Here is a 12647-nt window from a genome sequence, read left to right on the forward strand (position 1 = left end):
CGGGGCGGGCGGCCGCCCCCTCGCCGTGGGGGCGCCCGCCGCGCCCGCCGCGCCGCACCGCCCCGAAGCCCCTGCCGGCCCGCCCGCCGCGGCCCGCCCCGCCCGCGCGGCGCGCCCCCGCGTCCCGCGCGCCCCGCGTCCGGGAAATCCGGTCGGCCGCTGTCCCCGGGGCGCCGTACACTGGGCGCAGCGAAAAGCGTGGATGGGGACGAGTAGCGGCGTACGCAGCCCAGAGCGACCCGGGGACGGTGGGAGCCCGGGGGCGAGCGCGACGTGAAGATCACCCCGGAGCCGCCGGAAGAAAGCCCCCTGGGGTCACCCGAGGGGTGAGTAGAACCGGCATCGCGACCCCAATGAGGGGGCTCACCGGAGCGCACGGCGCACCGGGGGGCCAAGGAGGGTGGTACCGCGGGAGCGCGCCGCAGACGGCGTGGACAGCACGATGGCTCTCGTCCCTCCGACGGAAGGCAGCACGTCCGCCGGAGGAAGATCGATGACGCAGTACCGTCAGGTGCCCGCTCAGGTCGACCTGCCCGCGCTCGAGCACGCGGTGCTCGACTTCTGGCGCGAGCAGAAGATCTTTGCCAAGAGCCTGGAGCAGTCCCAGGGACGCCCCGAGTGGGTGTTCTACGAGGGCCCGCCCACCGCGAACGGCATGCCGGGCGCGCACCACATCGAGGCGCGCGTCTTCAAGGACGTCTTCCCCCGCTTCCGCACCATGCGCGGCTACCACGTGGGCCGCAAGGCCGGCTGGGACTGCCACGGCCTGCCGGTGGAGCTGGCGGTCGAGAAGGAGCTGGGCTTCTCCGGCAAGCAGGACATCGAGGCGTACGGCATCGCCGAGTTCAACGCCAAGTGCCGCGAGTCCGTCACCCGGCACACCGACGCCTTCGCCGAGCTGACGACCCGCATGGGGTACTGGGTCGACCTCGACGACGCCTACCGCACGATGGACCCCGAGTACGTCGAGTCGGTGTGGTGGTCGCTGAAGGAGATCTTCAACAAGGGCCTGCTGGTCCAGGACCACCGGGTCGCGCCCTGGTGCCCGCGCTGCGGCACCGGCCTGTCCGACCACGAGCTGGCCCAGGGCTACGAGACGGTCGTCGACCCGTCGGTCTACGTCCGCTTCCCGCTGACCTCCGGCCCGCTGGCCGGTGAGGCCGCGCTGCTGGTGTGGACGACCACGCCGTGGACGCTGGTCTCCAACACGGCGGTGGCCGCCCACCCGGAGGTCACCTACGTCGTCGCGACCAACGGCGAGGAGAAGCTCGTCGTCGCCGAGCCGCTGCTCGCCAAGGCGCTCGGCGAGGGCTGGGAGCCCACCGGCCAGTCCTTCACCGGTGCCGAGATGGAGCGCTGGACCTACCGGCGCCCCTTCGAGCTGGTCGAGTTCCCGGAGCCGGCCCACTTCGTGGTCAACGCCGAGTACGTCACCACCGAGGACGGCACGGGCCTGGTCCACCAGTCCCCCGCCTTCGGTGAGGACGACCTGAAGGTCTGCCGCGCCTACGGCCTGCCGGTCGTCAACCCGGTACGCCCGGACGGCACCTTCGAGGAGGACGTCCCGCTGGTCGGCGGCGTGTTCTTCAAGAAGGCCGACGAGAAGCTCACCGAGGACCTCGGAGAGCGCGGCCTGCTCTTCAAGCACCTGCCGTACGAGCACAGCTACCCGCACTGCTGGCGCTGCCACACCGCGCTGCTCTACTACGCCCAGCCGTCCTGGTACATCCGCACCACCGCGATCAAGGACCGGCTGCTCCGGGAGAACGAGAAGACCAACTGGTTCCCGGAGACGGTCAAGCACGGCCGCTACGGCGACTGGCTGAACAACAACATCGACTGGGCGCTGTCCCGCAACCGCTACTGGGGCACCCCGCTGCCGATCTGGCGCTGCGAGGACGACCACCTCACCTGCGTCGGCTCGCGCGCCGAGCTGACCGAGCTGTCCGGCACCGACCAGTCGGACCTGGACCCGCACCGCCCGTTCATCGACGAGGTCACCTTCGCCTGCCCGCACGAGGGCTGCGGCAAGACGGCCACGCGCGTGCCGGAGGTCATCGACGCCTGGTACGACTCCGGTTCGATGCCGTTCGCGCAGTGGGGCTACCCGTACAAGAACAAGGAGCTGTTCGAGAGCCGCTACCCGGCGCAGTTCATCTCCGAGGCGATCGACCAGACCCGCGGCTGGTTCTACACGCTGATGGCCGTCGGCACCCTGGTGTTCGACAAGTCGTCGTACGAGAACGTCGTGTGCCTGGGGCACATCCTGGCCGAGGACGGCCGCAAGATGTCCAAGCACCTGGGCAACATCCTGCAGCCGATCCCGCTCATGGACCAGCACGGCGCGGACGCGGTGCGCTGGTTCATGGCGGCCGGCGGCTCCCCGTGGGCGGCCCGCCGCGTCGGCCACGGCACCATCCAGGAGGTCGTCCGCAAGACGCTCCTGACGTACTGGAACACGGTCGCCTTCCAGGCGCTGTACGCCCGTACGTCGAACTGGGCGCCGTCGCAGGCCGACCCGGCCCCGGCCGAGCGCCCGGTCCTGGACCGCTGGCTGCTCAGCGAGCTGCACGCGCTGACCGACCAGGTCACGCAGGCGCTGGAGGCCTACGACACCCAGCGCGCCGGCAAGCTGCTGTCGGCGTTCGTCGACGACCTGTCCAACTGGTACGTGCGCCGTTCGCGCCGCCGGTTCTGGCAGGGCGACAAGGCGGCGCTGCGCACGCTGCACGAAGTGCTGGAGACCGTCACCAAGCTGATGGCGCCGATCACCCCGTTCATCACCGAGCGGGTGTGGCAGGACCTGGTCGTGCCGGTCACGCCGGGCGCCCCGGAGTCGGTGCACCTGTCCTCCTGGCCTGAGGCGGACCTGTCGGCGATCGACCCGGAGCTGTCGCGGCAGATGGTCCTGGTGCGCCGGCTCGTGGAGCTGGGCCGGGCCACCCGCGCCGAGTCCGGGGTCAAGACCCGCCAGCCGCTGTCCCGTGCGCTGATCGCGGCGAACGGTTTCGAGTCCCTGGACCCGGAGCTGCACACGCAGATCACCGAGGAGCTGAACGTCTCCTCGCTGGCATCGCTGGCCGAGGTCGGCGGATCGCTGGTGGACACCACCGCGAAGGCCAACTTCCGGGCGCTGGGCAAGCGGTTCGGCAAGCGGGTGCAGGACGTGGCCAAGGCGATCGCCGGGGCCGACGCCGCCGCGCTGTCGCTGGCGCTGCGCGAGGGCACGGCGTCCGTGGAGGTCGACGGCGAGACCATCACCCTCGCCCCGGACGAGGTGATCATCACCGAGACCCCGCGCGAGGGCTGGTCGGTGGCGTCCGACGCGGGCGCGACCGTGGCGCTCGACCTGGAGATCACCGAGGAGCTGCGGCAGGCGGGCCTGGCCCGCGACGCGATCCGGCTGATCCAGGAGGCGCGCAAGAACAGCGGCCTGGACGTCGCCGACCGGATCGCGCTGCGGTGGACGTCCACGGACCCGGCGGTGGTCGCGGCGCTGTCCGAGCACGCCGGGCTCATCGCCGACGAGGTCCTCGCCACGGACTTCGCGCAGGGCGAGGCGGACGACACCTACGGTGACGAGTTCACCGACGAGGGGCTGTCGTTGACGTTCCGGCTGCGCAAGGCGTGAGGCGCAGGGCGAGGCGCGACGCAGGACGCGACGCAAGGCGCTCGGCGTAAGCCGAGCGGTGCGGGGGCGGGTGCCCGAGGGGTGCCCGCCCCCTTGCGCGCGCCGGCGCGACGGAGCCGCCCCGCGATACGGGTGCGAGCCCTCGAGCCCCCGAACAACCGAGCCCCCGAACAACCGGAACGGCCCCGGAGATTTCCCTCCGGGGCCGTTCGCGTGGCTGCCGACGCCTAAGGCGCCATCCTCAGTTGTCGTCCTCGTCGATGAGGAAACCGCGCATCGGGGACGGGGCCTGGCCCATCGGGGACGGACCCTGCGGGCGGACCGGCGCCATCGGCTGGGTCATCGCCGGCGTCATCTGCTGCTGGCCGCCGTAGGACGGGTTGGACTGGCCGGGAGAGCCGCCCATCGTCTGGTTGCCACCGTACGACGGGGCGCTCGCGCCGGCCGGGGCCATGGAGGGCGCCGGGGACGGCGGCAGCGAAGCCGTCGCGGGGGTGCGCGGCGGGGCCAGCGAGTCGTCGGCCTGGGTCTCCAGCTGCCGCAGCTGCGACTCCAGGTACGACTTCAGCCGCGTGCGGTACTCGCGTTCGAAGCCGCGCAGGTCCTCGACCTTGCGCTCCAGCGTGGCGCGGGCGGACTCCAGGGAGCCCATCGCGACCCGGTGCTTCTCCTGCGCGTCCCGCTCCAGGGCGTCGGCCTTGGCACGGGCGTCGCGCTCGAGACCCTCGGCGCGCGAACGCGCCTCGCCGACGATCTTGTTGGCTTCGGACCGGGCCTCGGCGATCGCCTGGTCGGCGGTCTGCTGAGCCAGCGACAGCACGCGCGCGGCGCTGTCGCCACCGGGGCCCTGACCCATCGGGCCGGGACCCCCCATGGGACCGGGGCCGCCCATGTGGCCCGGACCCATCTGCCCCTGCATCGGGCCCTGACCCATCGGACCGGGACCCTGGCCCATCGGGCCGGGGCCCTGCGGGCCCTGACCGCCGGGGCCGGCGGGCAGCTGCGGGGCACCGCTCGGCAGCTGGGGCGGGCCACCCATGGGGCCGCCCATCTGCTGCTGCGGCGGGCCCGATATCCCGGCGGGCACCGGAGCGCCGGGACCTCGCATGCCCTGCTGCGGCATGCCGCCCTGTTGCTGCTGCTGATGCTGCTGCTGGTCCTGCTGTTCCGGGGGACCCTTGCGCATGTTCTGCTGGTTCTGGGCGGCGGCCCGGGTGGCCGCGGCCAGCTTGGCGCGCAGGTCCTCGTTCTCGCGCAGGAGGCGGGTCAGCTCGGCCTCGACCTCGTCGAGGAAGGCATCGACCTCGTCCTCGTCATAGCCTTCTCGGAGGCGCACGGTCGTGAACTGCTTGTTCCGCACGTCCTCGGGGGTCAACGGCATCTCTTCACCTCAACGTAGTCATCGGCAGTCGGCAAGACCGTATCGTCCACATTCACGTCGCGAGGTTCCCCACGATCCAGATCAGGATGTAGACGATGATCATCAGTACGAAGAAGGACAGGTCGAGCGCCACGCCCCCGAGACGCAGCGGCGGGATGAACCGCCGCAGAAGCTTCAGCGGTGGATCGGTGACAGTGTAGGTGGCCTCCAGTAGGACCACCATCGCCTTGCCGGGTTGCCACGAGCGGGCGAACTGGAACACATAGTCCATGACCAGACGGAAGATGAGCACGATGAGGAACACCATCAGCGCGATGTAGAGAACCTCCATGGCCACGCCCATGATCGGTGCTTCCCTCTCCCCTGCTCCGAGTCCGTCTTGCGGTCGTGCGTCTCAGCTCTGGTTGAAGAACCCGCCCTCTGCGATGCGGGCCTTGTCCTCCGCCGTGACATCGACGTTAGCAGGCGACAACAGAAACACCTTCTGTGTCACCCGCTCGATGCTGCCGTGAAGACCGAACACGAGACCGGCCGCGAAGTCGACAAGTCGCTTCGCGTCGGTGTCGTCCATCTCGGTCAGATTCATGATCACCGGGGTGCCTTCACGGAAGTGTTCCCCGATGGTACGGGCCTCGTTGTAGGTCCGGGGGTGCAGCGTGGTGATCCGGTACGGCTCACGTTCGGACACGACCTTGGGCATGATCACCGGTGCGTTCTTCTCCAGGCTTGCGCGTTCTTGTGTGATGGATGCCACGGGCGCGATACGCGCCGGACGCCCCGATTCCGCCGGCAGCGAAGCGGCCGGGGTCACCGGTTCGCGTGGCGCCGGAGGCTGCACCACTCGTACCGGTTCGTCCCTTTGCTGCTGGTGTGTTCCGTGCGACTGGTGCGACGGTTCGTGCCGCCGGCGGTCCCGCTCGGGCTCCGGGTCGAGTTCCGGTTCGAATTCGTCATCGGGGTCAAAACCCCGGCCGTCGTACCCATCGTCCTCCACGAGGCCGAGGTAGACCGCCATCTTGCGCATCGCGCCGGCCATGCTCTGAGTCCTCCGCTCTGTGGTGGATCGGCTGACGACCGCCAAGTCCCCGCGATCCACGAGGTCGTTGCGCCTTCTTCGGCGGTATTGACCATATTTTCTGCTGTGGTCCGACTTCTTGGCGACGTTACCCGAGCCTGGGGCGGACTCCGAGTACCGCCGTCCCGACGCGCACATGTGTCGCCCCGGCCGCCACGGCCTGCTCGAGGTCCGCACTCATCCCTGCCGAGACCATGGTGGCAGCCGGATGATTCCTGCGCAGGTCGGTCGACAAATCCATGAGCCGTTCGAACGCCGCCTGTTGACGCCCCGCGTACTCTCCGGTCAGCGGCGCGACGGTCATCAGACCGTCCAGCCGCAGTCCCTCGGAACGGGCGACGAGGTCGGCCAACTCTTCGATTCCGGCCGGGGCCACGCCTCCGCGCTCGCCCCGTCCGCTCTCCCCCGCGTCGAGGGCGACCTGGATCAGGCAACCCACCTCGCGCCCGGCGCGCACGGCCTCCTTCGACAGCGCCGTCACCAGCCGGGCGCGGTCCACGGACTGCACGACGTCCGCGTAACCGACCACGGACCGCACCTTGTTGGTCTGGAGCTGACCGACAAAATGCCAACTGAGGGACAGATCCGCACATTCGGCGGCCTTCGGTGCCGCTTCCTGATCGCGGTTCTCCGCCACGTGCCGCACCCCGAGCTCCGCCAGGGCCCGTACGTCCGCCGCCGGGTAGGTCTTCGTGACCACGATCAGGGTCACGTCCTCGCGGGGGCGCCCCGCGGCCTCGCACGCGGCGGCGATGCGCTCCTGAACCTTCGCCAGGTTTTTGGCGATGTCGTCCTTACGGTCCGTCATGTCCCTCAGTCCAGCCAGACATAGCCCGCGAGCCGGCCGGTGGTGCCGTCGCGGCGGTACGAGAAGGGGTCGCCCGATTCGAGCGTGCACACCGGCGACTGCTCCCGGTCGCGCACCCCCAGGCGCTCCAGTTGCGCGTGCACGCCGGCGCTCACGTCGACGGCGGGCGTGCCCCAACGCGTCTCGGCGTACGCCGCCGGTTCGACGGCGGCCACCTCGGCGCGCATCGCCTCCGGCACCTCGTAGCACCGGCCGCACACGGCGGGTCCGGTGCGGGCGACGATCCGGGCGGGCTCGGCGCCGAGTTCCACCATGGCGCGCACGGCGGCCGGGACCACCCCGGCCACCATGCCGGGCCGTCCGGCGTGCGCCGCGGCGGCGATCCCGGCGACCGGGTCGGCGAGCAGGACCGGTACGCAGTCGGCGGTGAGCACCGCCAGGGCGAGCCCGCGCCGGGCGGTGACGAGCGCGTCGACCGACGGGACGTCCGCCTGCGTGCCCCACGGCCCGTCCACGACCGCGACGTCCGCGCCGTGCACCTGGTTCATCCACACCACCCGGGCCGCGTCGAGCCCGAGGGCCTTGGCGGCCAGCTCCCGGTTGGTGCGCACGGCGCCGGGGTCGTCGCCGACCGCGCCGCCGAGGTTCAGCTCCTCGTACGGAACGGCGCTCACCCCGCCCCACCGGTCGGTGAAGGCGAAGTGCGCGCCGTTCACGGTGTCGCGCTGTCCTATCACTTGAGGAAGTCCGGTACGTCCAGCTCCTCGGCCGCGCTGTCCGAGTAGGTCCGCGGCGCCGGCGGGACCGGCGGGGCGGCGGGGGGGGCGGGGGCCGGGGCCCGGCCCCTTTTCCCCACCCTCCCGCGCCGGCGGCCCCCCCCCCGTGCCGACGCCGCGCGCTCTGGCTTCTTCAACACACACCTCACCCCCCGCCCACGCCCACCCGCCGGCGCCCGCGCCCCGCTCGTCCCCACCCCCGGCGGTCCCGGCCCCGGCCGGCCCGCGCCCACCCGTGCCCCCCAGCTGCCCGGCGGGGCCCCCCCCCCGGGGGCCGCCTTCTCCCTCGCGGCGGTCACCGCCGCCGCCCGCGGCGGCGGGCCCCGGCCCCCCGGGTCCGCGGCCGGCTCCGCCGGCGCCCGGCCGCCGTCGAAGCCGGCCGCGATCACGGTGACCCGGACCTCGTCGCCGAGGGCGTCGTCGATGACCGCGCCGAAGATGATGTTGGCCTCGGGGTGGGCGGCCTCGCTGACCAGCTGGGCGGCCTCGTTGATCTCGAACAGACCGAGGTCGGAGCCGCCGGAGATGGACAGCAGCACGCCGCGGGCGCCGTCGATGGAGGCTTCCAGCAGCGGCGAGGAGATCGCCATCTCGGCCGCGGCGACCGCGCGGTCGTCGCCGCGGGCCGAGCCGATGCCCATGAGGGCCGAACCGGCTTCGGACATGACCGACTTCACGTCGGCGAAGTCCAGGTTGATCAGGCCGGGCGTGGTGATCAGGTCGGTGATGCCCTGCACACCGGACAGCAGCACCTGGTCCGCGGACTTGAACGCGTCGAGCACGCTGACCTGGCGGTCCGAGATGGACAGCAGCCGGTCGTTGGGGATGACGATGAGGGTGTCGACCTCTTCGCGCAGCTCGGCGATGCCGTCCTCGGCCTGGTTCGCGCGGCGCCGTCCCTCGAAGGTGAACGGGCGCGTGACCACGCCGATGGTGAGGGCGCCCAGCGAGCGCGCGATGTTGGCCACGACCGGCGCGCCGCCGGTGCCGGTGCCGCCGCCTTCACCGGCCGTCACGAAGACCATGTCGGCCCCCTTGAGGACCTCCTCGATCTCCTCGCGGTGGTCCTCGGCGGCCTTGCGGCCGACGGCCGGGTTGGCTCCGGCGCCGAGTCCGCGGGTGAGTTCACGGCCGACGTCCAGCTTGACGTCGGCGTCGCTCATCAACAGAGCTTGCGCGTCGGTGTTGATGGCGATGAACTCGACGCCCTTGAGACCGACCTCGATCATCCGGTTGATGGCATTGACACCACCGCCGCCGACACCGATGACTTTGATGACTGCGAGGTAGTTCTGCGGTGCTGCCACGTCGAAGGCCTCTCGCCTCGAGTTACGTGTCGCCGCCTCGCGGTGGCCGCGATCCGACGACTGATGCCGAATGGGACGGTCCGTAGCGCCGACCCGAACCCTAACCCTGAAGTTTAGGGTTACCAGTGTGTCTGTTCCCTGAAGTCTTCTGAACAGGACACTAAGTCGACAAGTGGCGCCCGTTCAACGAACACGCCGAACCTCCCGTTTTTCTTTTCACCCTATGTGATCGGCCATAGCGGCGCCCAACCAGGGTGCTGGCCTGCGCCGATGCGCGTCAACTCCCCGATGACGCGGGGGCGGTGGGCACGCTGACGTCGAAGTGCCGTGCCTGCGGGGCGGCTTTCATCAGCGCGGTCAGCGCGCGCGCCTTGTCACGGCCCTGCTCGCCGCTGCCCCAGGAGACGGTCCGCCCACCGGTCAACTCCAGCGAGATGTCGTCGTAGGTGCGGACCTTGACCGTGCGGGCCTGGCGGGCGACGGCGCCCGGCAGGTCGCTCGCGACCCGGACCGCCTCGCGCACGAGCCGGCTCTCGCCGAAGCGCCTCAGACTCGCCGCGGCCGACGCCGAGCGGGAAAGGGACAATTCGAGAACCGGCACACCTTTCGGCGCCTGCGCGACCGTGGCGAAACGGACGCCACCGGCGTCCACTTCGACGAACTTTCCGCCTTTTTCCTCCACCATGACCGCGGTGCGCTCGACCACGTTCACATCGATTCCGTGCGGCCAGGAACGGGTGACGTCCACCGTGGCCACGCGGGGCAGCCGCCGGCGCAGCCGCTGGGCGATGGCGCCGGTGTCCACGGAGACGAGCGGGTCCCCGACCGGGACGTCGGCGGCGACGCGCACCTGCGCCGGCGTCAACACGCGTGTACCGGAGACGGATACGCGCTCCACCCGCGTCCACGGGGAGCCGTACAGGACCCACAGGGTGGCGGCGCCGAGCAGCACGACGACGGGCACCAGGATGACGATCGTACGAAGGCGCGGCCGCCTGAGCCGACGGATCAGGGGCGGGCCGGACGACTCCTGCTGGCGTTCACCGCGCTCGGCGGTCGTCGGTCCGGCCACGCTTCAAGCCCCTTCGTTCATATGGTCCTAACGGTGCGAGGCGATGGCCTCGTACACCATGCCGACGAGCAGGTCGTCGGCGTCCCGGCGGCCGAACTCACTGGCGGCGCGGGACATCTGGTACAGCCGGTGCGGATCGGCCAGCACGGGCAGGACGTTGTCCTGCACCCACTGCGGGGTCAGGTCCGCGTCGTCGACCAGCAGTCCGCCGCCGGCCTTGACCACCGGCTGGGCGTTCAGCCGCTGTTCGCCGTTGCCGATGGGCAGCGGGACGTAGGCGGCCGGGAGTCCGACGGCGGAGAGTTCGGCGACGGTCATCGCGCCCGCGCGGCACAGCATCATGTCGGCAGCGGCGTACGCGAGGTCCATCCGGTCCAGGTAACTTACCGGGATGTACGGGGGCATTCCCGGCATCTGCTGTACCTGCGGCAGTTCGTTCTTCGGGCCGACCGCGTGCAGGATCTGGATGCCCGCCTGCTGCAGCCAGGGGGCGACCTGCTGGACCACCTCGTTGAGCCGCCGGGCGCCCTGGGAGCCGCCGGAGACCAGCAGGGTGGGCAGGTTCGGGTCCAGGCCGAACATCGCGCGCGCCTGCGGGCGCATGGCGGCCCGGTCCAGGGTGGCGATGGAGTGGCGCAGCGGGATGCCGATGTACCGCGCGTTCCTCAGCTTGCTGTCCGGCGTGGCGACGGCGACCTGGGCGGCGTAGCGCGAGCCGATCTTGTTGGCCAGGCCCGGGCGGGCGTTGGCCTCGTGGATGACGATGGGCACGCCGAGCCGCTTGGCCGCGAGGTAGCCGGGCAGGGCGACGTAGCCGCCGAAGCCGACCACCACGTCGGCCTTGGTGCGCTCCAGGATCTGCTCGGCGGCCTTGATCGTGCCGCGCAGCCGGCCCGGGACGGTGATCAGTTCGGGCGTGGGCTTGCGCGGCAGCGGCACCGCCGGGATCAGCGCCAGCTCGTAGCCGCGCTCCGGGACGAGCCGGGTCTCCAGTCCCCGCTCCGTGCCCAGGGCCGTGATCCCCACGGTCGGGTCCTGCCTGCGCAGGGCGTCCGCGAGGGCGAGCGCGGGCTCGATGTGGCCCGCGGTACCTCCGCCGGCGAGTACGACATGCACCGAAATTCACCGCTCTCCGGACGAACGCGCCGCCGAGGCACGCCGTCGCATCGTGTTCCATCTCCGGGGCCCCTGGCCGGACCCCGCTCCCGATCCCCGGCCCACGCCCCCACCGGAGTCCCGGCCGAAGCTCCGGCCCGGTTTCCGGCCGGCACTGCGCTCGGGCTTCCGGCCGGTTCCGCGTCCGGCCGCGAAGGCTGACGCCCGCTTTCTACCAAAGCGAGGTTGCCGCATGGCAAGCGCCGCCCGCGCAGCGGGCTCGTCCCGCGCGAACGCGATCAGCAGCCCGATCGCGAACATGGTCGGCAGCAGGGCGGACCCGCCGTAGGAGAACAGCGGGAGCGGGACGCCGGCGATCGGCAGCAGACCGAGCACCGCACCGATGTTGATCACCGCCTGCGCGACGATCCAGGTGGTCACCCCTCCCGCGGCGTACCTCACGAAGGGGTCCTCCGTGCGTCCGGCCACGCGGATGCCCGCATAGCCTAGAGCCGCGAACAGGGCGAGCACCGACAGTGTCCCCGCCAGGCCCAGTTCCTCACCGGTGACCGCGAAGATGAAGTCGGTGTGGGCTTCGGGCAGTTGCCCCCATTTTTCCACACTCGCGCCGAGGCCGGAGCCGAAGAGTCCGCCGGAGGCGAGGGCGTAGATGCCGTGCACCGCCTGCCAGCACTTGGTGACGTCGGTGGAGCCGACGCAGGCGAACCGGTCCAGGCGGTTGGGGCTGGTCTTGATCAGCACCAGGCCGATCAGGGAGGCGACCGAGAGCACGCCCACGAACAGACGGGTGGGCGCGCCCGCCAGCCACAGCAGGCCGAACAGGATGGCGGTGAGGATGATCGCGGTGCCCATGTCGCCGCCGAGCATGATCAGGCCGAGCAGCATGAAGGCGACCGGGACCAGCGGCACCAGCATGTGCTTCCACTGCGTCAGCAGCCGCTTCTCCTGCTTGCGCGCGATCAGGTCGGCGCCCCACAGCACCAGCGCCAGCTTGCCGATCTCGCTGGGCTGGATCTGGAAGGAGCCGCCCAGCGAGATCCAGTTCTGGTTGCCGTTGACCGACATCCCTATCCCCGGCACCTGCACCAGCGCCATCAGGAACACCGCGCCCGCCAGGATCGGGTAGGCCAGGGCCCGGTGCAGCTTCACCGGCATCCGGGCGGCGACGAAGAGCAGCACGGCGCCGATCACGGCCGCCAGCAGCTGCTTGCGGAAGAAGTACGACCCGGGCAGGGACATCTGCAACGCGGTGACCTGGGAGGCGGAGTACACCATCACCAGGCCGAGCACGGTGATCAGCGCGCTGCCGCCGAGGATCACGTAGTACGCGGTCAGCGGTCGGTCCCAGGCCTTGCGGGCGCGGGTGACCAGGGTGCGCACCGGGTTGTCGCGCACCGCCCGGCCGACGGCGGGCCGCCGGGCGGCGCGCTGCACGGGCGGGCGGCCGGTGCGGCCTGCGGGGCTAGTGGGCGGCATGTGCG

The 12647-nt window shown here is 71.4% G+C and carries 10 protein-coding genes; 1 reads left to right on the forward strand and 9 read right to left on the reverse strand.

The genetic code is table 11. From position 1 onward, the window contains the following. Positions 1 to 493 precede the first annotated feature (493 nt). On the forward strand, positions 494 to 3631 hold the full coding sequence (gene ileS / locus GV126_RS09790; protein WP_159664476.1) for an isoleucine--tRNA ligase: 3138 nt from the start codon (positions 494 to 496) through the stop codon (positions 3629 to 3631). A gap of 241 nt (positions 3632 to 3872) precedes the next feature. Here ileS and GV126_RS09795 read toward each other — a convergent pair whose 3' ends face one another. The 9 genes from GV126_RS09795 to ftsW form a co-directional block, all read right to left on the reverse strand. Continuing rightward, a complete protein-coding gene (locus GV126_RS09795) occupies positions 3873 to 5012 on the reverse strand; it encodes a DivIVA domain-containing protein (protein WP_159664477.1) in 1140 nt (379 codons plus the stop codon). Positions 5013 to 5064: 52 nt separating this feature from the next. Further along, the gene (locus tag GV126_RS09800; RefSeq protein WP_159664479.1) at positions 5065 to 5355 is read right to left on the reverse strand and encodes a YggT family protein; all 291 of its coding nucleotides are present in this window, start codon (positions 5353 to 5355) and stop codon (positions 5065 to 5067) included. A 51-nt stretch (positions 5356 to 5406) separates the two neighbouring features. After that, positions 5407 to 6048 carry a cell division protein SepF gene (locus GV126_RS09805; protein WP_028422525.1) on the reverse strand — a complete coding sequence of 214 codons (642 nt, stop codon included), beginning with the start codon at positions 6046 to 6048 and terminating at the stop codon, positions 5407 to 5409. A gap of 127 nt (positions 6049 to 6175) precedes the next feature. After that, the gene (locus tag GV126_RS09810; protein WP_159664481.1) at positions 6176 to 6895 is read right to left on the reverse strand and encodes a YggS family pyridoxal phosphate-dependent enzyme; all 720 of its coding nucleotides are present in this window, start codon (positions 6893 to 6895) and stop codon (positions 6176 to 6178) included. A gap of 5 nt (positions 6896 to 6900) precedes the next feature. Further along, complete coding sequence (pgeF, locus tag GV126_RS09815) at positions 6901 to 7632, reverse strand: peptidoglycan editing factor PgeF (protein WP_159664483.1); 732 nt, start codon at positions 7630 to 7632, stop codon at positions 6901 to 6903. Continuing rightward, positions 7629 to 8978: a cell division protein FtsZ gene (gene ftsZ, locus GV126_RS09820; protein ID WP_159664485.1), complete on the reverse strand. Its 1350-nt coding sequence runs from the start codon at positions 8976 to 8978 to the stop codon at positions 7629 to 7631. The genes pgeF and ftsZ overlap by 4 nt, the downstream gene beginning before the upstream one ends. A gap of 277 nt (positions 8979 to 9255) precedes the next feature. Next, entirely contained in the window at positions 9256 to 10050 is a 795-nt protein-coding gene (locus GV126_RS09825) for a cell division protein FtsQ/DivIB (RefSeq protein ID WP_159664487.1), read from the reverse strand. Between the two features lie 27 nt (positions 10051 to 10077). Further along, on the reverse strand, positions 10078 to 11166 hold the full coding sequence (gene murG, locus GV126_RS09830; protein ID WP_159664489.1) for an undecaprenyldiphospho-muramoylpentapeptide beta-N-acetylglucosaminyltransferase: 1089 nt from the start codon (positions 11164 to 11166) through the stop codon (positions 10078 to 10080). A gap of 6 nt (positions 11167 to 11172) precedes the next feature. Further along, positions 11173 to 12642 carry a putative lipid II flippase FtsW gene (gene ftsW, locus GV126_RS09835; protein ID WP_159664491.1) on the reverse strand — a complete coding sequence of 490 codons (1470 nt, stop codon included), beginning with the start codon at positions 12640 to 12642 and terminating at the stop codon, positions 11173 to 11175. Positions 12643 to 12647 lie beyond the last annotated feature (5 nt).

The organism is Streptomyces mexicanus, from assembly GCF_902506575.1.
Taxonomy (GTDB): domain Bacteria; phylum Actinomycetota; class Actinomycetes; order Streptomycetales; family Streptomycetaceae; genus Streptomyces; species Streptomyces mexicanus.

Bases quoted from the DNA above. Each gene is read 5' to 3' on its own strand.
- GV126_RS09800 (WP_159664479.1), bottom strand. From the start codon at position 5,355: ATGGGCGTGGCCATGGAGGTTCTCTACATCGCGCTGATGGTGTTCCTC.
- GV126_RS09805 (WP_028422525.1), bottom strand. From the start codon at position 6,048: ATGGCCGGCGCGATGCGCAAGATGGCGGTCTACCTCGGCCTCGTGGAG.
- GV126_RS09810 (WP_159664481.1), bottom strand. From the start codon at position 6,895: ATGACGGACCGTAAGGACGACATCGCCAAAAACCTGGCGAAGGTTCAG.
- ftsW (WP_159664491.1), bottom strand. From the start codon at position 12,642: ATGCCGCCCACTAGCCCCGCAGGCCGCACCGGCCGCCCGCCCGTGCAG.
- GV126_RS09795 (WP_159664477.1), bottom strand. From the start codon at position 5,012: ATGCCGTTGACCCCCGAGGACGTGCGGAACAAGCAGTTCACGACCGTG.
- ileS (WP_159664476.1), top strand. From the start codon at position 494: ATGACGCAGTACCGTCAGGTGCCCGCTCAGGTCGACCTGCCCGCGCTC.